The organism is Flavobacterium aquariorum, from assembly GCF_003254745.1.
Classification (GTDB): domain Bacteria; phylum Bacteroidota; class Bacteroidia; order Flavobacteriales; family Flavobacteriaceae; genus Flavobacterium; species Flavobacterium aquariorum.
On record NZ_QKXH01000002.1, the window covers coordinates 447602 to 470876 of the forward strand.

Here is a 23275-nt window from a genome sequence, read left to right on the forward strand (position 1 = left end):
ATAATCAGCTTAAATTAATTTAATCATTTACAGTTCTTCTGAGCTTCCAATGCTCTATCCAATCCCCATTTTGGTGAGAAAGGCGTTTCCGGTTTAAAAGTAGCAAAAAGTTCGATAGCTTTATCAACTTGTACACAAAGCGGTTTTGTATCAACACCTGTCCATTTTGCTCCTCCTAACTGATAATCTGCTTCACCAAAAACGGCTCTCGGATTATTCGGATCTAAAGCTTTGGCTTTGGCGTAAGCTTCCATTACTTTAGCCGAATATTTCATTCCGTTTGTCATAGGATCAGCAACGACCCAAGCAGTGTAAATCATGGCCTGCATAATGTACAACTCAGCATTCTTTTGATCCTTTATCATTTCTACATCCAAGACATTTTGCGCTTTGGTAAGCAAAGCATTTACTTGGGTTTTATCCTGAATTGCAAAAGAACTGGTAGTATTTACCAACGCTACATAATAATTAGGCAACCAACTGGTTTTATCCGCAGCCGCTATACGCTCAAACATATCAGAAGCTTCGGTATTTTTTCCTTCTCCCCAAAGCTGAAACGCTTTTCCCATTCCTTGTTCAAATTTTCCTTGAGCCGAACTTATTACAGCTACAAATAATGCGATAGTGGTGATAATTTTTTTCATTTTGATTTATGTTAAATGGTTATTTTTTAGTTATTGAATTTGATTTCTATTTTTGAATTTTTGTCGATGTTGAATTTGGCATCCTCATATTTTGGAGGTCCCATAAATCCTTTTGCATCGTTCGAGCAGGCAAAATCTTCAGAAGGGATTCCCATCATATTTTTGTCCAATTTTCCGTTGCTGTTTTCATCTTGATAGGTAGATATTCCATATTCTCCTTTTGGGATACCTACAAAAGTAACGGTGGCACTGCTGTTTTTAATTTCAGAAGTAATGCTTTTGTAAGTTGATTTCAGAAACGTGGCATCCGAATTGTACAAACCTACTTTTAAAATTCCTGTATTGCTTTTTAAACCTGAAACAGAAACGGTAAGATTGACATTTTGAGCAGATAATAAGCTACAAATGAAAAATGCGATTGCGGTGATGATTTTTAACATGGTGTTTGATTTTTAGTTGTGATTAATAATGATTGAAACTCTTTTTTATATTTTTATTGAAATTGCTATTGCTTTTATTCTTGAACAAATTTATATTGACATTACGTCTTTTAAAACTTAATGATACCGAACTGTCAGTTTTGATGGATGAATTGTTTCTTTTGAAGTTTCTAAGTTTCTGAGCTACTAAGATTCTAAGTCTTTTTCTTAGCGACTTAGAGTCTTAGAAACTTTTTTACAAATTCTTCAACTGATTGTCGTTTTTATTTTTGCTGATGGTCCAAAAGAAACCGATAAAGAAGAATCTGTCCGCTGCCGGTTTGATGGCGCTTCTTCTGTATTCTCCATTGGCATCGGGTCTAAGTGCATAATTATATCCATACACATTATTCGCTCCTAAAACATTGGAAACCGAGAAATACAAAATCTTTTGGGTAGTTAGCAAATATGCCCAATTGAAACTCAAATCGTTGTATGATTTTGTTTTCCCATTCATAAATTGGGTTTCGTTCGGATTGTTATATGGTCTTCCAGTACTAAAGGAATTCGTGAAACCCAGTTGAGATTTCCATTCCGGAATCCAATATTTAGTCACTATAGACAAGCTATTGTTTGGAACAAAATTGGGAGTCACCTGAGTTGGGTAATTTTTATACAAACGCTCGGTATCGATATATGAATACGAAACCCAATATTCTAAGTTTTTGATAGTTTTTCCGTCTCTCCAAAACAAATCCAAACCTTTGGCATATCCTGTTCCATCATTGGTAAATATTGAATTGTAGACAACTGTAGGACTGTCAAATCGAGTCAGATTACTGTAATCTTTATAATATGCTTCGGCTCTAAGTGTACGCCCTTCTTTACTGTATTGGTAATTCAAGATATAATGGGACGCTTTTTCGCTCTCAAACTGATTGTTTTTAGAAAACTTGATATACTCGACACTTGGCGTTTGGGAGAAATCACCATATGCAAAAGACAACTGGCTGAATTTCGCCATTTTGTAGGCTAACGAAATTCTTGGAGAAATAGAATTGTCATTTGTTAATTCATTTGCGGAAGCGCGAACGCCGACTTTTGCTGCCAACTTTTTCGAAAAGAAAATATCGGCTTCCGTATACAATGCTCCAATGGTATTGTCATATCCGTAATCAAAGGTGTTCCCTGCGTTTCGGGTAAAATCTTCAGTATATTTGGTGATAAAATAATCGGCACCAAAAGACAATTTAAAACGATTGGAGATGTTCTTTTTCAGTTTCAGCTTCATATTCACAGCGTTTTCCACATTGTTTAAGTTATCCAAATCAATATCTGATTTTACTTTATTATACCCATAACTCAAACCCGCCGTAATATTCCAATTGGTTCCGAAAAAACCATTGTAAGATGAGTTAAGATAGAAATTATCGTTTTTGGAATCGACCGTGATTTTGTCAATCGAATTGATATTTTCTTGTTTAATAACATATTGAGAAGCGTCAAAAGCAGCATACATCTTAAAAATTCCTCTTTCAAAATTGTATCTGTAGACCATTTCTCCTGACAAAGACTGTGGTGCGCTTTTCCATTCTACATCTTGGGGAACAAGTGCCTGATATGGCGTCAAATTGATATATGAAGTATTAATACTAAAAGAACTCTTTTTCCATTTTTGAGTATTTCCAAGACCAACACCTACAGACATTACGGAGATTTCCGTTTTGCTTTGATCCGGTTCGTCAATTGTATTCAAAAGCAGTACACTAGATAAAGCATCTCCATATTCGGCAGAATATCCACCCGTAGAAAAGGAAATTCCACTGAAAAGAAAAGGCGAAAATCGGCTGCGTGTTGGTAAATTATTAGGTGTTGAACCATAAGGCTGCGGCACTCGCATTCCATCGACATACGTTTGGGTTTCATTGGCTTCTCCTCCGCGAACGAACAATCTTCCGTCCTCACCTACCGTTTGCGTTCCCGGTAAAGATTGCAGGGCAGCTACAATATTTCCAACAGAACCTGCTGTAGTTACAATATCCAATGGTTTTAAAACTGATACCCGAGCTTTACTTCCCGAATCCAAAGAACCCGCAGTGATTATAACAGCATCGAGTGCATTCACATTATCCCTGAGTTTAATAGTTTGATTTTGAAAATGAGCTACATCTATAACAATATTCGAAGTTTCGTAAACCAATGAACTTGCTACCAAATTTTGATTCCCGGTGGTGGCGGTGGCAAATGTAAAGTCACCATTTTCAGAAGTGGAAGCGCCATCATAACTGCCTTCAATATAAACATTGGCACCTGCGATTGGGATTCCTTTTTCATTAACAATTTTACCTGAAATAGTGGTTTGCGAAAAAAGTGTGAAACTAAATAAAGAGGCGAATAATAAAATAATGGTTTTCATGATGACGGTTTTGATGATTTTGATGAGACAAATGTCATTCAGAAAAAAAAGGAATTCAAATTGTTGTGACCCAATTGCGGAAAATTAGGGATGAATCGTCAATTACTTATTTGTATCTTAGCTAGTAATTGCAAAAAATCATTGATATGTCAGAAAGTAAGAGAATTTCAAATCTATATCAGTCCATTTATGATGGCAATCCGTGGCTTGAGGTCACTTTGACAGACACTTTAAAAGATATAACTGCAGCACAGGCATACAGGAAAATCAATCCCGATTTAAACACAATCTGGGAAATTGTCAATCATCTAATACAGTGGAGAAGAAATATTTTGAGGCGTGTACAAGGAGAAACAATCACAACTCCTGACCATAATTATTTTGTGCCTGTTTTAGACCCATCAGAGGTTGCCTGGTACCAATCAATTCAAAATCTGGCAAAATCGCAGGAATCGTGGAATGCTTTTTTTGAGAGTTTTGACGACAAAGGTTTAGAAAAAATATATGCTAACAACAACCATACGTATTACGAACATATTCACGGAATAATCCAGCATGATGTTTATCATTTAGGACAAATTGTTATTCTTAAAAAGTTAGTTAAACATTCTTAAAAAGACATTTACATGAAAAAAGCTATCCTTACATTATTGCTTATAGTTAATTTCAATCTACTTTTCTCTCAAGAAGCTAATTCCACTTATGACGAAAAACTCGCCAAATCCCTAAATGCAGATGAACGCGGAATGAAGCAATATGTGTTTTGCATTTTAAAAACCGGAAGCAACACCACCGCGACAGAGGAAGAAAAAAACGAACTGTTCAAAGGACATATGGCCAACATAACACGCCTGGCAAAAGAAGGAAAATTGGCTTTGGCAGGGCCATTTATGAAAAATGACAAAAATTATCGAGGTCTTTACATTTTTAATGTAGCTACCATCGAAGAGGCAAAAGAACTCGTCGCCACAGATCCAGCAGTAAAAGCAAATATTTTTGAAGCCGAATTAACACCTTGGTACGGAACTGCGGCATTACAGGAAATATTGAAGATTCACGAAAAAATAACGAAAAACAAAATCTAGTTTTTTTTAAGAGCTGAGTTCGATTAATAGTCCAAAAGCCATCCGAAGACTGTAAAAACAAGTCCGAAACAAGTAACAACTTGTCCGAAGATTGTAATTGGGATTCCGAAGCTTATATCTGCAATTCCTAAGTAGACGTCAGGCATTCCGAAGTAAACGTCAGGCATTCCGAAGCATGTAACAGGCGTTCCGAAGCTCGTATCAGGGCATTCTTTTTTCTTCGGATGCCTTGTTTTACTAGTCGGAGCATAAAAACAACCAGAACAAACGAAATTTACGATTAATGAGTTTGTAATTTTTATATTTTAAAAAAGAAGAAAACAAAATAAACCTTCACCTACCTATCGCATTTCGGGTGTATCTACGAAAGTTTTTATCGCATGTGAACTAGTTATAGCCTGTGTTAAACGACTGCTAAGTATAACGAAAAATAACAACTCAAAAGATTAATTTAAACAAATATTAATATTATGAAAAAGTTACAATTCAAAGTAAGCATCAATGCATCTGTGACCAAGATTTATGATTTTATGCTTGGCATTAACAGTAAATCAACTTATGAGCAATGGACTTCTTTGTTTAACCCGACATCAACCTATGAAGGAAGTTGGGACAAGGGAAATAAAATTCTATTTATTGGAGTAGACGAAAAAGGAGAAAAGGGAGGTATGGTTTCCAAGATAGTTGAAAACATTCCCAACCAATTTGTTTCGATTCAACATTATGGTCTTTTTAAAGCTGACAAGGAAATTACAGAAGGACCTGAAGTGGAAAAATGGGCGAACGGATTTGAAAACTATACCTTCGAAGAAAACAATGGAATTACAAACGTTACTGTTGACTTAGACACCGCAGAAGATTTTGTAAGTTATATGGAACAAACCTACCCAAAAGCACTAGACAAGTTGAAAGAACTTTGCGAAAAATAACAATTTATAGAATATCTTAAAAACACAAAGAAATAAACACAGTCTATAACGACACCTCCAAGAAATTGGCGGCTCGGTGGTTAAATGAAGCTTTTTGCTTCATAATAAGTTCAGACAGACAATTTTCGTTTCCGAAATCGCCAACTTCTTGTAAAAACAAAAAGTTGACATAATAACGCAAATCTTTCCTCTCCAAAATCAATATTCAACCTCAGCATAAAAGTTTTAAAATAATTCTAAAAAAAATAAAAAAATGCCTTACCTTTTAGCAACACTCAGGAATGTTCCTTTTGAAACCATAAAAGGAGTTTTAGAAAATGACAGAGCCTTTCATGCTTCTGAAGAAATGTTTTTGGAGCACATTTGGCAAAATGTCGATAATGAAAATGAAGTACTATTTCTCTTTAAAATAAATTCTATAGAAAAAACAAAAAAACTAATTGAGAAATTGCACACCAAAGCACTAGAACAAGATCCGAAAGCCAATTTGCCAACTATGATCTATTTGCAATGATTTATCTAATCAATATAACCATTTTCAACTGGATTAAACATTCGAAAAACCCAATGTTTTTTTGGGTATCCGAGTGTAGAAAATATTATACCGTTAGCCTACTATTTCTATCATTATTATCATTTGGCCAAAGAATTGACAATACTGCCACTTTCAGAGAAATAAAAAGTGATCATTATTTTCGATATTATTTTGACAATGATTTTTTCGCAAACACCGATTACTACTATACTCTCGGTCAAAATTTTGAACTGGTAAGCCCTAAACTTCTTAAAAATCCAATAAATAAATTATTTGCAAAACTAAACAACAGCGAGCAAAAATATGGACTATCATGGGAACAAATCGGTTTTACGCCCACTAATCTCAAATCGGATGAAATTATTTATGACGACAGACCTTATGCGGCGGCGGCGATGTTAAAATCATTTTTAATTTCAACTGATACTATTCATAAAACTACAATTTCTTCTACTCTAAGTGTGGGTATTATAGGTCCTTTTTGTTCCGGTAAAGAAATACAAAGTACGATTCACGAATGGATTGGCAAAGATATCCCGTTAGGTTGGCAACACCAAATCCAAAATGATTTGATCCTAAATTATGAAATTTCACACGAGAAAGAATTATACCGGCTCAACAATTTATTTGCGTTAAATTCTAATGCAAAACTTCGATTGGGAACGATGAACACAAATATATCTGGAGGATTAACAACTACTTTTGGAAAAATTAACTCCCCTTTTACTTCCTTAAAAAGCAAAAATAATTTTCAAATCTATGGTTATTATCAAGGTCTAGTTACCGCTGTTGGATATGATGCCAGCTTGCAAGGTGGTCTTTTTAACCAAAATAGTCCTTATGTAATTACCAATGAGAATATGGAAAGATTTACTTTTCAAAAAAATTTGGGAATCGTTTTGCATTCCAAAACATTTTACCTGGAATATTATCGATCCTGGATTTCAAAAGAATTCGAAACAGGAAGAACACATAGTTGGGGCGGTTTTAGAATTGGGTTAACATTATAATTTTAAAAAAATAAAATTTGAATAATAAATTTACCTTTGATTTTTTAATGAAAAAATAGTAAACTTTAACACTGAATACTAATTTGCAACAATACTATATTTGTTATGATTACATTAAACAAAGTACACCACATTGCCATAATTGCCTCGGATTATTCAAAGTCAAAACATTTTTATATTGATATTTTAGGATTGACGATCATTCAGGAAATCTATCGGGAAAACAGAGATTCCTATAAATTGGATTTGGCTCTCAATGGCAATTTTATAATTGAATTGTTCTCTTTTCCTAGCCCACCAAAGCGAACTTCCGGTCCGGAAGCCGCCGGTTTACGACACTTGGCTTTTGAAGTAAATGATATTCAAGAAACTAGAAACCACATTTTAGAACAAGGCTGCGATGCCGAAGAAATTCGGATTGACGAATTTACCGGTAAAAAATTCTTCTTCACTGCCGACCCGGACAACACTCCAATTGAATTTTACGAGAAATAATTTTTTTATGACAGTCACAATACTAAAATAATTTTACCGCAAGAAACGCAAGGATTTCGGCATCTTTTAAAAACACAAGGAACGCAATGCTTTGCGAACCTTGTAATAAAGATATAGAAATGAAAATCTTGCGTACTTTGCGGTTAGGCGATATTTCTTAAAGAAATCACAAAACATTGTTATTATAACTGGCATCTAATACAATTGCAATTTTCTTTCTTTAGCTTTGTAATCCTAAAAAAATAAAATGGACCTTTTTATCTAGTTTAAAAGGTTCGTTTCTATCAAAATTAATCCAGCCTATTCGGTTTAAATAAAGAAAATGAAACAATACATACGAAATTATCAGTTCCTAAAACTCCAAAAGCTAGTTATAGTTTCTATTTTGATTGGTTTTCTTTCGGCTTTTCTGGGAGTTGCTTTAAAAAAATTAACCGAATATTATGAAGAAATATTTGCTCATCAGGCCTCAATAAATCCTTTATATTACATCCTTTTTCCAATCTTTGGATTGTCCGTTATTTATTTTCTTCGGGAGTATCTTTTTAAGAAAAAAGAAAACAAAGGCATCAAGGAAATATTTGAAAGTACCAATTCCAAATCACAGAATTTACCCAATTACAAAATATCCTCCCATTTTATCAACGGATTATTGACCGTAATTTTTGGAGGCTCGACAGGGATAGAAGTTTCTACAGTTGTCGCATCTGCAACTATTGGTTCTGTAGCGCAAAGAAAACAGAATGTCTTCAAAGAATACAAAACCGAATTAATCTGCGCTGGAGTTGCTGCAGGAATTACAGCTTTGTTCAGCAGTCCAATTGCCGGAATTTTGTTTGCCTTAGAAGTTATTTCAAGAAAAGTTACCCGCGCATTTCTAATCAGTAATTTGATTGCCGTTCTTACCGCATTTGGGCTTATTTTTATATTAAACGAAAAACCTTTGTTTAATGTTATTATAACAACTTGGCATCTAAAAGCGATTCCCTATTTTATCCTCTTAGGAATTTTAGCGGCATTCGTTTCCGTTTATTTAACTCGATGCGTGTTATTTTTCAAAGTTCAATTTTCAAAAATAAAAACCCATTATTTTAAAATCATCATCGGTTCAAGTATTTTGAGCATCTCATTACTTTTATTCCCACAACTCTATGGCGAAGGATATCACGCCATCAAAGCACTAATTGTAAACCCAAATGAGACACAATTAACATTGTCAATACTTTTGACATTCATTGGTATCTTAATCCTAAAACCGATAGTTACTTCAGCAACTCTGGTTTCGGGTGGCGATGGAGGTGTTTTTGCACCCAGTCTTTTTATTGGTGCCTTTTTGGGATTATTGGTTGCCTTGGTCTTAAACACTTATTTTTCGGCCAACGTTATTCCTGTAAATTTCATTATTATCGGAATGGCTGCAGTGTTAAGCGCCAGTATTCATGCGCCTTTTACGGCTATTTTTCTCGTTTGCGGATTAACGAATGATTACACCTTATTCTTTCCGATTTTGGTAGTTTGTCTGATTTCGAAGTACACCGCAAAAATGATTTATCCATTTACGGTTTATACTTATTCACCTAGTTTAGCAAAATAATATTCCTCTCATGCCGATTCAAAAAATAAAGCGAACCTATCGCAAAACAAAATATATACTTTACAAAGAAACTTTAGTTGATTATAAAGAGCAATTTTGGTCATTTTTAGGATCATTTGTCGGCATCGGGATTCTCGCTTATATACAATCCATACATTTCAAAGGAAATGATGCCGTTTACTTAATTGGCTCTTTTGGGGCCTCGAGTGTATTGGTTTATGGAATTATCCAAAGTCCATTTTCACAGCCAAGGAATTTGGTTGGAGGACATGTAATTTCAGCTATAATAGGCGTTACCGTTCATAAATTAGTTCCCGATATTATTTGGATAGCCGCTCCCTTAGCCGTTTCGTTTTCTATAATTTTTATGCAAATTACCAAAACTTTGCATCCGCCTGGAGGGGCAACCGCACTAATCGCCGTGATTGGTTCCGACAAAATAAAAGCCTTAGGATATATGTATGTGTTTTCTCCAGTTCTAATTGGTGTATTGATTTTACTTCTCACAGCACTAGTTTTCAATAATATGACGCCGAGTCGAACTTATCCGAGTCATTCCACCTACCACAAACACTATCATAAAATCAGAAAACGGTTGACCAGAAAGAAATAAATTCAAAAGCCAATTTAACCGCAAAGGACACAATGATTTTTGTTTTCTTGAAAAACGCAAGGAACGCAAAGCTTTGCGACCTTTGCGGAATAAAGATAAAGTAATTAAAAAACATTGCGCTCTTTGCGGTGAATAAAAGGCTTGGTATGTTTTGCCATTATTACTCAAATCAGCTCCCGACAAAATCTTTTCAACAAAACCCAATTCATAAATTTGAAATCTAAAATTAAACTTTACATTTGCTCTTTCAATAAAAACAAAGATTATGGTTTATAAATTCAGAGTCATTCTAGATGCCGAGGAAGACATTTTTAGAGACATAGCAATACTTGCAGAAGACACTTTAGAAGATTTACACAATGCTATTTTCAATTCATTTGGCTTTGACGGAATGGAAGTGGCTTCTTTTTATACTTGTGACGAAACTTGGAATCAAGAAGACGAGATTTCTATGTTTGATACGGGAGATGTTCCAGGTGAGCAAAAAATCATGAGTGACTATCAATTATCCGACATATTAGACGAACAAAATACCAAGATTATTTATGTTTACGACTTTATCAATATGTGGACTTTTCTAGTAGAATTAGCCGCTGTTGAAGAACAAATTGTAGGTAATACTTATCCAGAAACTATATTTTCTCACGGAGAAATGCCAGACGAAGCTATTGAGAAAAACTTTGAAGCCGATATGCACGATGATATCTATGGCGAATTTGAAGACGATTTAGACGAAGACGATCTAGACATGTTCGAAGGAGACGATAGTTTTGAAGACTACGGCTTTGAGGAGAATTGGAATTAGAATAAAACGACAATAAGAATCAAGAGCCAAGAGTAAAGACTTTAATCCGGTCTTTTTTCTTGGCTCTTTCATCTAAACTTAAAAATAAATGATCAACCTGTACAACACGCACATTGAAACGTTATCCATACACCGTGTGGGAAACATGAGTCGTAACGAACCTCTTTTTTTATCAGAAGAACCTTTTAGATTAAACGATGAGATTGTACCATTGATGAAAGAGTTTTTCTTTAAACCTTTTAAAGAAAAAGAAGAAAATTACTTTCAGTTTGCTCACGAAGTGGATTTGGACTACAATGACATGTTTAAATATGCTACCGAAATTTTTGCAAACCCAAGTGCTTTGCATGATGTTTCCAAAAAGATGACCAATCACCTTTTTGAACAATCAAACCATCCGCATATCAAAAATGGTGAGGTTTATGTAACTTATTTGACCAATTTAAGCATTGACAACAATGTAGTAGATGCAATCGGTATTTTCAAAAGCGAAATCCAATCTGACTTTTTACAGTTTGAAGAAAAAGGAACGCAATTGGAAATGATACTTCAACATGGAGTAAGCTTAAACAAACTGGACAAAGGTTGTTTGATTTTTAATTACAAAAAAGAAGAAGGATATAAAATCCTATCTGTAGACAGCAATCGTTATGATGCCAGATATTGGTTGGAGCATTTTCTATCGGTAGATGCATTTGAGGATGAAAATTTTATCACCAAAAAATACTTGAAATTCTGTCAAGGTTTTGCCAAAGATGTTGTTTTCCCTGCCGAAGACAAAAAAGAAGAAGTAATGTTTATGAATCGTTCTGTAAATTATTTTGCAAAAAACGATCAATTTGAAGAAACTAATTTCTTAAATGAGGTACTAGATAACCCAGACTTAATTCCCGAATTTAAAAACTACAAAGTTGACAAAGGGGAAAAATACAGCATTGAAGACGTAACCTCTTTCCCGATTGCCAATGCAGCGGTAAGCGACGCCAGAAAATCAATTAAAAACGTAATCAACCTTGATACCCATATCCAAATCAAAATGGATTTTATCAATCCGGAAAGTGCCGAAAAATTCGTGGAAAAAGGATGGGACGAAGAAAAACAGATGTATTACTATTTGGTTTATTTCAATAAAGAAGAGAAATCTTAATAAGTATTCTTAAAGAATTATTTCAACAAAATTACAATCCCCAACTGCTTAGATAGTTGGGGATTTTTTTAGTAATAAACTCTATCGATTTTATATAAATAAAATTATTGTAAGATTTACACTTCTTTCAATAAAGAAATACGCATTTCATCGGTTTTATTTGAATAATAAGTGTTTTTTTTATACGTTTGTTGAAATTTATAACCCCCACACTATGAGCTTCTTAGATTTTATGTCGAAATTTGTCGATAAAAAAACTGCCTGTTCCATTTTTGGCCACAAAATAGTAACTGTCAGAAATGTAACTGGTCATTTCAAAGAATATAAATGTACGGTTTGTCAGGTTGAATTGACCAATGATTTACAAGACAGAAAAACATTTCTAACTCCTGAGTTAAAAAAAATAAATGAAACTTTATTGAATCACTACACAAGAAAGAGACTTTCTTCAATGTAATTGTTTTAAAATATTTTCACTAAAATCCTGGTCTGAATAAATTGGAGCTATTGAAGTTTCTCGTAACAAATTCGAAAGCGGCACTTAGCACATTTCCCATTGATTTTGCATTTTTAAAATTCATGTCATTCGTATAACGATACAATTCCAGCTTCAGGTGACTCAAATTTTCATCAGTGGAAATATTATCATTACCCATAATTTTCATCAGAATCTTGATTCTGTTTTCAGCTGAATTTATTCTTTTGGCCAATGCTGAACGCTCTTCATTTTTATATTGTTCTATGGACCGATCTTGAAGTTTGTTTTTTATATTTTGAATCATAGGATAATTTTCCTTGAAAAACTGAGGTCGATACACTTTAAAATTTCCTTCATAACATTGTTGGTCAAAGTCAATTGGTCTAATTTTATAGACAACTTGATCAAAATCATGAATCGGAATAACTACATAATTATACGATCTCATATCTCCCAATAAACGAATCATACAACGCTCGTTGAACTTCACAAATTCTTTTGCAATTTGCGCCTTTTCGGTTTCAGAACATTTGCTCAATAAAGTTTGCATGAAAACATCTCCGGGAATTCCAGTGATATGCTCTTCTATCAAAGTATCTTTAAAAACTAAAAAATTAATTTTATAAGGAGAAAGAAGATGCTCCAATTCCAAACCATAAACCCTGGATGCATCGGCTTTTTTTATATAAAAATAAGTATAGTTGTCATTCAAAATATTTCTGACTTTTATTCTAAATGGCTTTGAGTTTCCAAAAGTACAATAGTCAATTGCATCAACATTCAAGTACTTCAAAATATCAGTATTTCCATCAGAGTACAATAATGAATATACTTTTTTAAGATTCAGGTCTATCTCTTTTCGTTCGAACTCATTATAATACACCCTAATCCATAAGGTATCCTGATCATTTTTATCAAAAACACTAATTGCACCCGAAAATCGCAAAAGGTCATCATAAACAACAGGTTCTTTGGATACAAGATCAAATCGCTCCAGATAATTCATCAATGAACTATTTATAGGATAACATGGTTTTTTAAAAAACATTAAAGGTGCCTCGCTCATTTCAGGTAGATTTGTTACAAATTTACATTAAAACGGCTTATTTCTCTATTCTCATCTATTTAATTTGAGCGTGCCCCTCCGTAAAAACTTTGGGTCGTGCTGTCCGTTCCCGCTTTTTTTTTATTCCATAAAAAATGGAATCAAAAAAAGAGCTCCACTGCCATCACTCACGCAAAACTGCAAATCATGTAATTTAAGCTTTCAATCAAAAAAGTCAATATTATTCAAACAAAACATTTTATTGTGGTAAAAATAACTTAGCCATCAGAGTAACAAAAGCAAAGCAAACTCGTCCTATACAAAAAACACTTACTAATTTGGAAACAATTCTTTCAATACATAACCTCAATAAACGTTATGGCAGTCTTCAAGCTCTAAAAAATGTTTCGTTAGAAATAAAAAAAGGCAATGTTTATGGTATTCTAGGACCTAATGGAAGTGGAAAATCGACTACTTTGGGTATCGTTCTTAACGTAGTGAACAAAACTTCTGGCGAATACAGTTGGTTTGATGGAAATCTTCAAACACATGAAGCTTTGAAAAAAGTGGGAGCCATTATTGAAAGACCCAATTTTTACCCTTACATGACCGCTCAGGAAAACCTTAAATTGGTTTGTAAAATAAAAAACATCGATTACTCCAAAATTCAGGAGAAATTAGAATTGGTAGGTCTCAACGATAGAAAAGACAGCAAATTTAGTACTTTTTCTTTAGGAATGAAACAACGTTTAGCGATTGCTTCTGCCCTACTGAATGATCCTGAGATCTTGATACTAGACGAACCAACAAACGGATTAGACCCTCAAGGAATTCATCAGATAAGGGACATCATAAAACAAATTGCATCAAAAGGCACTACCATTTTATTGGCTTCACATTTATTGGACGAAGTCGAGAAAGTATGTACTCATGTTATGGTTTTAAGAAAAGGAGAAATTCTTTATACAGGCCCTGTAGATGGTATTTCTGCCAATGAAGGATTCTTCGAGTTGCAGGCGGATGATACTGACAATTTAATTCAAGTATTAAAAACACATCCGGCAATTGATAAAATTACTGCAACAGAAGGAAAAGTTTTGGTTTACTTAAAAACAAAATTAGAATCAAAAGATTTGAATCAGTTTCTATTTTCCAATAACATCTGTTTAAGCCATCTGGTAAAACGAAAAAACAGCTTGGAAGAGCAATTTTTAGAATTAACCAAGAACAAATAGCAAAAAAACAATGGCAATGGCAAAATTCAATTTCAATGACAATGCAAAAATCTGAAATCTAAAATTAAAAACATGAAACGATTACTCTCTATAGAATTACAAAAAATATGGCTAAACAAAGCCAGCCGTGTACTGACTTTGACCTACTTTATATTACTTTCTTTTATTGCCTTGATTGCCTCCATTAAGTTCAACATTGGCAACATTCATTTTCAGGTTGCTGAAATGGGTATTTTTAATTTCCCATATATCTGGCATTTTAACACTTATATTGCAGCTATTTTAAAACTCTTTTTGGCCATTGTAATTGTTTCCATGATGGCTAATGAATACAGTTATGGCACTTTAAAACAAAATCTAATTGATGGATTGAGCAAGAAAGAATTTATACTCTCCAAATTCGTAACCATCGTTTTGTTTTCATTGTGCTCAACTGTTTTTGTTTTTGTAATGAGCTTAATACTTGGCTATAGCTTTTCATCTTATACTGAAATTGGCATTGTCTTTTCTGATTTAGAATATGTTTTAGCCTTTTTTATAAAGTTGGTTGGATTTTTCTCTTTCTGTTTATTCTTGGGAATATTGGTAAAACGATCCGCTTTTGCATTGGGTTTTTTATTGGTTTGGAATATTATAGAAGCCATAGCAAAAGGAATTTTGAACTTTCGTCTTTTTCCGGAAGGCAAAATGGCAAGTTACATCACCCAGTTTTTTCCATTGGAAGCGATGTCCAATTTAATATTAGAGCCATTTTCCAGATTATCACTTATTAAATCAATTGGAGACCAAATGGGCGTTGAAAACCTCAAAGATTACAGTGTTCCTTTTTCGGCAATTGCAATCGTTTTATGTTGGACCATTATCTTTCTATTCCTATCCTATAAAATATTAAAAAACAGAGATTTGTAGTATATTTGTTTCTATGAACCCTCCAAAGTTACTAGTACAAGTTATTCTTTTGTTCACCTTGGGTATTGTAAATGCTCAAGTCATAACTGTAGATGATAACCAAACTGCTCAACAACTAATTGAGAATGTTTTGGTAAAAAGCACTTGTGCCAATGTTTCCAATTTCAATGCAACGGGAGACACCTTTACAGCAGGTCAAAACAGTTATGCTTATTTCAATGCCGGCACTAGTAATTTCCCGCTTAAAGAAGGTGTTTTATTGAGTACTTCAAGCAGTAAAGAAGCTATTGGACCATACCAAAACCAAAAAGGAGGAGGAAGTCCATCGTGGAAAGGAGATACTGATTTAGATCAAACATTGGGAATTACCAGCATTAACGCCACTGTACTCGAATTTGATTTTGTTCCTTTAACCACTTCTATCAGTTTCAATTACATTTTTGCTTCCAATGAATACCAACTGTATTTTCCTTGTGAATTTTCGGATGCTTTTGCTTTTCTGATTAAGGAAAAAGGAAGCACAGATAACTATAAAAACATTGCCGTACTCCCCGGAACCACAACCCCTGTATCTTCCAAAAATATCCATCCCACCATAAATGATGTAGTAGATGCATTAGGAACCTCCCATCCTGGTTGCCCTGCTGTAAATGAATCTTATTTTGGCGGTTATAATAACGCGTCGAGTCCAGTTAATTATAGCGGACAAATTGTAAAAATGAATGCCCATACCGATGTAATTATCGGTAAAACATATCATATCAAATTAGTGATTGCCGATGATAAATACCAATATTATGATTCAGCCATATTTCTGGAAGCGGGAAGTTTTTCTGCAGATATTGACTTAGGGCCAGATCGTACTGCTACTACAAATAATCCTTTGTGTTATGGTGAAAGTTTTACAATTGACACCAAACTCCCTGCAACTTATACTTATGAATGGTATAAAGACGGTTCTACAACTCCAATTCTAGGCGAAACAAAACCAACTCTTACTATTTCTGATGCTGGTACTTATAAAGTGAAAGTCATTTTATCCCCAGCAACTTGTACCGCCGAAGATGAAATAAAAATTGAATATGTCCCTCAAATAGTTTTAAACAATACAACACTCTATCAATGTGATGATAACGGGGATGGAATCTCGGTATTTGATTTAACCAAAGTAGATAACATCATTAAAAACAATAATCCAAAATTGACAAAAATGGCTTATTATAAATCGTTGTCTGATGCCCAAAATGAAACAAATCCCATACAGAATCCATCGACCTATACTAATTCGGTTCCCAATGAAATTCTTACTGCTCGAGTAAGCAATGACTTTGGTTGTACTAATTATGCCCAATTGAATTTATCAATATCCAATAATCCCATCTCAACACAGAATCCAATAGAAAGTTGTGATGTAAATGCATTGCAGGACGGAATAACCCAATTTGATTTGAATGCTAAAGTCACACCACAAGTGATTAATGGGTTAGCTCAGGGGTTGACTGTTGAATATTATCTGACTCAAACCGATGCCATCGTGCAAAAAAACCAATTACCCAATCTTTTTACCAATACAGTCCCGAATCAACAAATCATTTATGCTCGAATTGTTAATGGCCCTGATTGTTATAAAATCACTCCTGAAACACTTGTTATAAACACTTTTGATCCACCCAATTTTCAGGACGAAACAACTGGACTATGTGATGGTTCCAGCAAAGATTTGACTGTTGATAGCGGATTTTCCAGTTATTTATGGAGTAACGGCGATACAAGCAACACCACAAATGTGACATCTTCTGGTGAATACACCGTAACAGTAACAAATTCAGATGGCTGTCAAAAAACAAAAAAATACATCGTAACCCCTTCTGGCGTTGGAACCATTACTGATGTAGCCGTTTCCGATTTTGCCGGATCCGAAAACTCTGTTTCAATATCCTATTCAGGTAATGGAGATTACGAATTTTCGCTAGACGGAAATTTTTACCAAGACAGTCCTATTTTTAATGGTCTCAGTGCGGGAATCTACTTGGCTACCGTGAGAGACAAAAACGGTTGTGGAACTTCCGTACCTTACAAAGTCTATGTCCTTGATTACCCTCGTTTTTTCACCCCAAATAATGACGGCTTTAACGATACTTGGAAAATTAAAAATTTGGATGCCCTGCCAAAGTCAACTATAACTATTTTTGACCGCTATGGAAAATTTTTAAAACAGCTTAACGCCACAAGCAATGGCTGGAACGGAACTTATACCGGAAAAGATCTTCCCTCAGATGATTATTGGTTCTCCATAACTTTTGAAGACGGAAAAATAATAAAAGGCCATTTTTCTTTAAAAAGATAGCTTTTTTCAATATTTTTAACAAATGAAAAATACCTTATTCATCCTCATAACCTTTTTCAGCATAAGTTGTTTTTCTCAATTCAGCAAAACCCATTACATACCACCATTAATTTCTGCAACTGGACTCGTTGAAGATCAATATTTATACATCTCGACACCCAGTCTTACCAATGTAAACTTTAAGATAATTCCAAATGGTGGAAGCGTCATATATGGAACCGTAAATAGTAGCACCCCTTATCGCTATAGTATTGGAACTGGCGACAACACACAATTGTTCACACCAATAACCGGAATTGTAGCCAATAAAGGATACGTAATAGAAGCCGAAGATTTAATCTATGTTAGTGCCAGAGTCAATGCCGGACTCAACAACAACACAGGTTATAATCACGCAGGAGGATTGGTTTCCAAAGGGAATAGTGCACTCGGAACCACTTTTAGATTAGGAGCGATGTTGAATCCCCTTTTTGATCCAACATTATTGAATTTTGCCTCTATACTTGCTACGGAAAACGGAACCAAAATCACCATTTCAAACCTTCAAATCGGAGCTAAACTTTTGGGCGGAATTAATGTTTCCGGGCCAATTAGCGTTACTTTGAATAAAAACGAAAGTTATTTACTCGCATTACAAAACTATAATGATGGTGGTACCGTTTCAAATAGCTCAAAAATAATTGGTGCATTGGTAACTTCAGACAAACCCGTCGTAGTCAACTCGGGCTCATTTGGAGGCAGCAACAGTACAGAAATGGGAATAAATCCAAATGGTGGTGGCATGGTTCCTGCTGGAAGGGATTTAGGTTTTGACCAAATTGTTTCATTGGAAAAAACAGGAAAAGAATATGTATTTGTAAAAGGAATTGGAACAGACGAATTGGAGCGTGTTTTATTAGTGGCACATTCCAATAATACCCAAATTTTCCTAAATGGCAATACTACACCATTTAAAATACTTAACAAAGGAGAATACATTGCTCTCGTTGGAAGCCAATTCATCAATGGGAATTTATATATTACCGCAACCGAAAATCTGTTTGCTTATCAGAGTATTGGAGGATCGGAATCTCCTGCCAATCAAAACTTATTTTTTGTTCCTCCAATAAATTGTTCTACTCCCAATACAGTCGACAATATTCCTCAAATTCAATCTATAGGAAATACTACATTTAATGGAATCTTAAATATCGTAACCGAATCCGGAGCCACTGTTTTATTAAACAACGCCCCCATTGCTTCTCCTCCAATTGCTATTACAGGAAATTCAAAATTCGTACGGTATACTATATCGGGCTTATCTGGAAATATAGCGGTAAAATCAACCAAACAGGTATATGTATCCTATTTTGGAACAAATGGTGCGGCAACTTATGGAGGCTATTATTCTGGTTTTGATTTGAAACCAGAAATTGTATCCAGTAAAATAGCCGTTGCCAATTCCTCCTGTATTCCAAATGTATCTTTAAAAATAAATTCATTATCATCCTATGACACTTTTCAGTGGTATAAAGATGACCTCCTGATACCATCAGTTACCAGCAACAGCTATACTCCTACAATTCCAGGTTATTACCAAGTAAAAGGAAGTATATCTGGCTGCTTAAGCGATGTATATTCAGATAAAATACCTGTTAGTGAATGTCCGCTGGACTCTGACAATGATGGAGCCAATAATAATATAGATATTGATTGGGACAATGATGGAATTCTTAATACTGCCGAAAGCAACTTTCTTTTTTTAACTCAAGCTAATCCTTTATTAAGTAACAACTTTAATGGATTAGTTACTGGAGACGGAACGGTAAATGGTTATCCAACTTATGGTTTTGTTTCCAATGTGCCTGCAGGAAAAAACAGCTCAAACTCATATACAATCAACTTTACAAAACCAGAAAAAATATCGTTTCAGTACATTATGGATGGAAACGCTCAAACCACACCAATTGCAGACCTTGCCAATTCAGATGGTGATTTTGTTTTATCTGTTCCCTCCAATAAAACGCTAACAATAATAGACCCAAATAATGAACTGCTAATCGACACTAACTTTGATGGGATATATGAAAATGGAGTTAAAGAATTCACTTCATTTGAAATTCGTTTTAGATTAAAAAACACTACTCCAGCACCAGCCGGTTCTTTGAATTTTAAAATCGAAGGCTATGATATCAATTCTTTAACTCTCAAACACAACAATCTTTCTGATACAACAACTAATAGTGTTTCATTTAGTATCATAACTAAAAACCCTTTTGATTCCGATTTAGACGGGATAGCTGATGCTTTAGATATTGATAAAGACAATGACGGAATTCCTGATTATATTGAAGCACAAGGAAAAAACTTTAAACTTCTTTCAGGTTTAGACACTAACAAAGACGGATTAGACAATAATTTTGAACCTGGATTAAACCCAGTTAATTCTGATACCGATCTTAATGGTAGCTATTACTATGTGAAAGATGTATTAGATTTAGACAGCGACAACGACGGTATTTATGATGCTGTAGAAACAGGACATAAGGCTTTGGATAGCAATAATGACGGAAGAGTAGATGGCAATGTTGGAAACAATGGTTTGTTAGATACTTTGGAAACTGCACCTGATAACGGGATTTTAAACTACTCCATTGCCGATTCAGATGGTGACGGCGAATTTAATTATATTGAAAAAGACAGTGACAACGACGGCTGTAATGATATAATTGAAGCTGGTTTTACTGATTCCAATTTTGATGGTCAATTAGGAAATAGTCCTATTGTCGTAAACTCAAATGGAATCGTAACAAGTGGAACAGACGGTTACACTCCTCCAAACAATAATTATATTGTAGCTGTTCCAATTCTTGTTCCAACACAACCTCAAAATCAAGTAGTTTGCGAATTACAAAATACCACTTTTACAATTGAATCTAATGCTGATGGTTTTATATGGCAATTATCGGCTGATGGTGGAAATACCTGGGGCACTCTAGTAAACGATCTTATTTATTCAGGAACAAATACTAAATCATTAAATATTACAAAAGTTATTCCGATAATGAATGGGTATCAATACCGAGTCCTTTTAACCAAAAACAATAATGCATGTGGACTAACTTCTTCTATAGCCACTTTAACTATTTACGCTTTACCTGTTTTAAATTCTCCAATTACTCTCGTGCAATGTGATGACGATACAGATGGAATTTCCAACTTTAATGTAACCGAGAAAAATAGCTTTGTTTCGGCTAATTCCACCATCGAAACTTTCACCTATTACACCACAATGGAGGGAGCAAATACAGAAGATGCTTCGGTATTTATAACAAATCCTATTAGCTTTGCAAGTGGTAATAAAAGTATTTGGGTAAGAGTCGAAAATTCAAATGGCTGTTTTAGTATAGCTCAATTGAATTTAATTGTTTCCACAACCCAAATCAATTCCAATTTTAAAAGAACACTCGAAATCTGCGATGACTTTGTAGACGCTACAAATGACGACAAAGATGGTATTTCATCCTTTGATTTTAGTAGTGTAATAACCGATATTCAAGCTTTGCTCCCGTCACTTAGTTCAAACTATGCAATAAAATTTTACAGCAATGAATCCGATGCCCTGTCCGAAACCAATCCTATTCTAAATCCTTCTAATTACAGAAACACAACACCAAACCAGCAAGATATTTGGGTTCGGGTAGACAGTAATCTTGACAATGCCTGCTTTGGATTGGGAGCTTATGTCTCGCTTCAAGTAAACCCAAAACCCAATATAGACACCAATGACAATCAAAATTCCAACAAATTAGTCTGTTCTAATTTGCCAAGTTTTTTTGTCAAACTCGATGCTGGAATAATTGATAATACACCAACCAGCGATTATAAATATATTTGGTCAAAAGACGGCAGTATCATTCCTGGCGAAAACAATTACACCTTAGATGTCAATGAAGAAGGCATTTACACCGTAACAGTATCCACTCCAAAAGACTGTAGCAGAACACGAATCATAAAAGTCACTGCTTCGGATATTGCACATCTAGACTCGGTATCCATCTCCGACTTATCCAGTTACAACACAGTAACCGCAAATGTCTCTGGGCAAGGAAATTATGGATATAGCATTGATTTGCCAAACGGTCCTTTTCAAGAATCTAATGTATTGGAAAATGTTCCTTCAGGCATACATGACCTTTATATCTACGACAAAAATGGTTGCGGAACCCTACCAAAAACCATTGCAGTACTTGGAATTCCAAAATTTTTCACACCAAACAATGATGGTTTCAATGATTACTGGAACATCAAAGGAGCCAATGAAACGTTCAACAGCGGTGCCAAAATTTTAATATTTGACCGCTATGGCAAACTAATAAAACAGGTTCTTGCCTCAGGTAATGGCTGGGATGGAACTTTCACAGGCAACCCAATGCCTGCAGACGATTATTGGTATACCATAAAACTGGAAGATGGCCGTGAAGCCAAAGGACATTTTTCGCTAAAAAGGTAAATCAGCCACAATCATTACAAAAAACAATATTGAATAAAATGCAGTACATCATTTTAAACTAAATTCAAAATCACTAATATATGAGAAAATTCAATTTTACAATCTTATCCTTCTTTTTAATCTTTAGCTTAAACGCTCAAGAAGTCAAAGTGACTTCAGGAAAACTGCAACGTTTTGAAAATTTTCAATCAAAACTGATTGACGCTAGAAACATAGATGTATGGCTGCCAGAAGGTTATTCCAATAAAAAAAAGTATGCCGTTTTATACATGCATGATGGACAAGCCTTGTATGATGCCGAAAGTACGTGGAACAAACAAGCTTGGGAAGTTGACCAAGTAGGCTCAAAATTAATCGCCGAGGGAAAAACCCAAAAATTCATTATTATCGGAATATGGAACAATGGCGCCAAACGTCATCCCGAATATTTTCCTCAAAAGCCATATGAAAGTTTGACCCAAATCCAAAGAGATACCATTACAGCCCAATTGCAAAAAGCAGCAAAAAGCAATGAAGTCTTCAAACCATATTCGGATTTGTATCTCAAATTCTTGGTAACCGAATTAAAACCTTTTATCGATAAAAACTTCTCCACTAAGCCGGATCAAAAAAGCACTTTTATAGCCGGTTCCAGTATGGGCGGATTAATTTCGATGTATGCCATTTGTGAATATCCAAAAGTTTTCGGTGGCGCGGCTTGTCTATCGACCCATTGGCCAGGAACATTTTCTGCCAATAACAATCCCATTCCGGATGTCTTTGTAAACTATCTGAAAACAAATCTTCCAAATCCAAAAGACCATAAAATCTATTTTGACTATGGAGACCAAACCCTCGATGCTATGTATAAACCATTTCAAGAAAAAGTAGATGTAGTGATGAAGACCAAAGGTTTTACAAGCAAAAACTGGGAAACCAAATTCTTTCCGGGAGAAAATCATTCGGAAGAAGCGTGGGCTAAGCGTTTGGATATCCCTTTAGTCTTTTTGTTAAAAAAATAGAGCCCTAAGAAATAACATATTAACCATTATGGCGTGCCACCATAAAGAGGAAGGGCCAACTTATCTATACTGATGA

Annotated in this window: 21 protein-coding genes; 16 read left to right on the plus strand and 5 right to left on the minus strand. The window is 34.6% G+C overall.

Annotated elements, in window-relative coordinates; genetic code table 11:
- Positions 1-23: 23 nt before the first annotated feature.
- The 3 genes from DOS84_RS04610 to DOS84_RS04620 all read right to left on the minus strand — a co-directional run bounded on the left by DOS84_RS04610 (position 24) and on the right by DOS84_RS04620 (position 3479).
- A complete protein-coding gene (locus tag DOS84_RS04610) occupies positions 24-644 on the minus strand; it encodes a hypothetical protein (RefSeq protein WP_111408939.1) in 621 nt (206 codons plus the stop codon).
- A gap of 26 nt (positions 645-670) precedes the next feature.
- Complete coding sequence (locus DOS84_RS04615; protein WP_111408940.1) at positions 671-1084, minus strand: DUF2141 domain-containing protein; 414 nt, start codon at positions 1082-1084, stop codon at positions 671-673.
- 235 nt (positions 1085-1319) lie between these two features.
- Entirely contained in the window at positions 1320-3479 is a 2160-nt protein-coding gene (locus DOS84_RS04620; protein ID WP_111408941.1) for a TonB-dependent receptor, read from the minus strand.
- Positions 3480-3625: 146 nt separating this feature from the next.
- Between DOS84_RS04620 and DOS84_RS04625 the strand changes: the two genes are divergently transcribed.
- Together DOS84_RS04625 and DOS84_RS04630 are read left to right on the plus strand one after the other, a co-directional pair.
- Positions 3626-4093: a DinB family protein gene (locus DOS84_RS04625; protein WP_111408942.1), complete on the plus strand. Its 468-nt coding sequence runs from the start codon at positions 3626-3628 to the stop codon at positions 4091-4093.
- Between the two features lie 12 nt (positions 4094-4105).
- A complete protein-coding gene (locus DOS84_RS04630; protein ID WP_111408943.1) occupies positions 4106-4564 on the plus strand; it encodes a YciI family protein in 459 nt (152 codons plus the stop codon).
- A gap of 23 nt (positions 4565-4587) precedes the next feature.
- Here DOS84_RS04630 and DOS84_RS19065 read toward each other — a convergent pair whose 3' ends face one another.
- Complete coding sequence (locus tag DOS84_RS19065) at positions 4588-4731, minus strand: hypothetical protein (RefSeq protein ID WP_165830394.1); 144 nt, start codon at positions 4729-4731, stop codon at positions 4588-4590.
- Between the two features lie 303 nt (positions 4732-5034).
- On the opposite strand from DOS84_RS19065, the gene DOS84_RS04635 reads away from it, so the two are divergent.
- From DOS84_RS04635 to DOS84_RS04675, 9 genes are all read left to right on the plus strand, one after another.
- Positions 5035-5493 carry an SRPBCC family protein gene (locus tag DOS84_RS04635; protein ID WP_111408944.1) on the plus strand — a complete coding sequence of 153 codons (459 nt, stop codon included), beginning with the start codon at positions 5035-5037 and terminating at the stop codon, positions 5491-5493.
- Positions 5494-5746: 253 nt separating this feature from the next.
- Complete coding sequence (locus DOS84_RS04640; protein WP_111408945.1) at positions 5747-6007, plus strand: hypothetical protein; 261 nt, start codon at positions 5747-5749, stop codon at positions 6005-6007.
- A gap of 53 nt (positions 6008-6060) precedes the next feature.
- The gene (locus DOS84_RS04645; protein ID WP_111409076.1) at positions 6061-7038 is read left to right on the plus strand and encodes a lipid A deacylase LpxR family protein; all 978 of its coding nucleotides are present in this window, start codon (positions 6061-6063) and stop codon (positions 7036-7038) included.
- Positions 7039-7143: 105 nt separating this feature from the next.
- The gene (gene gloA2, locus DOS84_RS04650) at positions 7144-7533 is read left to right on the plus strand and encodes an SMU1112c/YaeR family gloxylase I-like metalloprotein (protein ID WP_111408946.1); all 390 of its coding nucleotides are present in this window, start codon (positions 7144-7146) and stop codon (positions 7531-7533) included.
- A gap of 322 nt (positions 7534-7855) precedes the next feature.
- Positions 7856-9127 (plus strand): chloride channel protein, encoded by a 1272-nt coding sequence (locus tag DOS84_RS04655; protein WP_111408947.1) that lies wholly within the window; start codon positions 7856-7858, stop codon positions 9125-9127.
- A 10-nt stretch (positions 9128-9137) separates the two neighbouring features.
- Positions 9138-9740: an HPP family protein gene (locus tag DOS84_RS04660; RefSeq protein ID WP_111408948.1), complete on the plus strand. Its 603-nt coding sequence runs from the start codon at positions 9138-9140 to the stop codon at positions 9738-9740.
- A gap of 265 nt (positions 9741-10005) precedes the next feature.
- On the plus strand, positions 10006-10545 hold the full coding sequence (locus DOS84_RS04665; RefSeq protein WP_111408949.1) for an IS1096 element passenger TnpR family protein: 540 nt from the start codon (positions 10006-10008) through the stop codon (positions 10543-10545).
- Between the two features lie 88 nt (positions 10546-10633).
- Positions 10634-11692: a nucleoid-associated protein gene (locus tag DOS84_RS04670; protein WP_111408950.1), complete on the plus strand. Its 1059-nt coding sequence runs from the start codon at positions 10634-10636 to the stop codon at positions 11690-11692.
- A gap of 214 nt (positions 11693-11906) precedes the next feature.
- The gene (locus DOS84_RS04675) at positions 11907-12149 is read left to right on the plus strand and encodes a hypothetical protein (protein WP_111408951.1); all 243 of its coding nucleotides are present in this window, start codon (positions 11907-11909) and stop codon (positions 12147-12149) included.
- Between the two features lie 19 nt (positions 12150-12168).
- Here DOS84_RS04675 and DOS84_RS04680 read toward each other — a convergent pair whose 3' ends face one another.
- On the minus strand, positions 12169-13236 hold the full coding sequence (locus DOS84_RS04680; RefSeq protein ID WP_111408952.1) for a hypothetical protein: 1068 nt from the start codon (positions 13234-13236) through the stop codon (positions 12169-12171).
- Between the two features lie 317 nt (positions 13237-13553).
- Here DOS84_RS04680 and DOS84_RS04685 point away from each other — a divergent pair, with 317 nt between their 5' ends.
- The 5 genes from DOS84_RS04685 (at position 13554) to DOS84_RS04705 (ending at position 23199) form a co-directional block, all read left to right on the plus strand.
- Positions 13554-14450 (plus strand): ABC transporter ATP-binding protein, encoded by an 897-nt coding sequence (locus DOS84_RS04685; RefSeq protein WP_111408953.1) that lies wholly within the window; start codon positions 13554-13556, stop codon positions 14448-14450.
- Positions 14451-14522: 72 nt separating this feature from the next.
- A complete protein-coding gene (locus DOS84_RS04690) occupies positions 14523-15359 on the plus strand; it encodes an ABC transporter permease (RefSeq protein WP_111408954.1) in 837 nt (278 codons plus the stop codon).
- Between the two features lie 13 nt (positions 15360-15372).
- The gene (locus DOS84_RS04695; protein ID WP_111408955.1) at positions 15373-17706 is read left to right on the plus strand and encodes a T9SS type B sorting domain-containing protein; all 2334 of its coding nucleotides are present in this window, start codon (positions 15373-15375) and stop codon (positions 17704-17706) included.
- 22 nt (positions 17707-17728) lie between these two features.
- The gene (locus DOS84_RS04700) at positions 17729-22198 is read left to right on the plus strand and encodes a T9SS type B sorting domain-containing protein (protein WP_111408956.1); all 4470 of its coding nucleotides are present in this window, start codon (positions 17729-17731) and stop codon (positions 22196-22198) included.
- An 80-nt stretch (positions 22199-22278) separates the two neighbouring features.
- Entirely contained in the window at positions 22279-23199 is a 921-nt protein-coding gene (locus DOS84_RS04705) for an alpha/beta hydrolase (protein ID WP_111408957.1), read from the plus strand.
- The last annotated feature ends 76 nt before the right edge of the window (positions 23200-23275 follow it).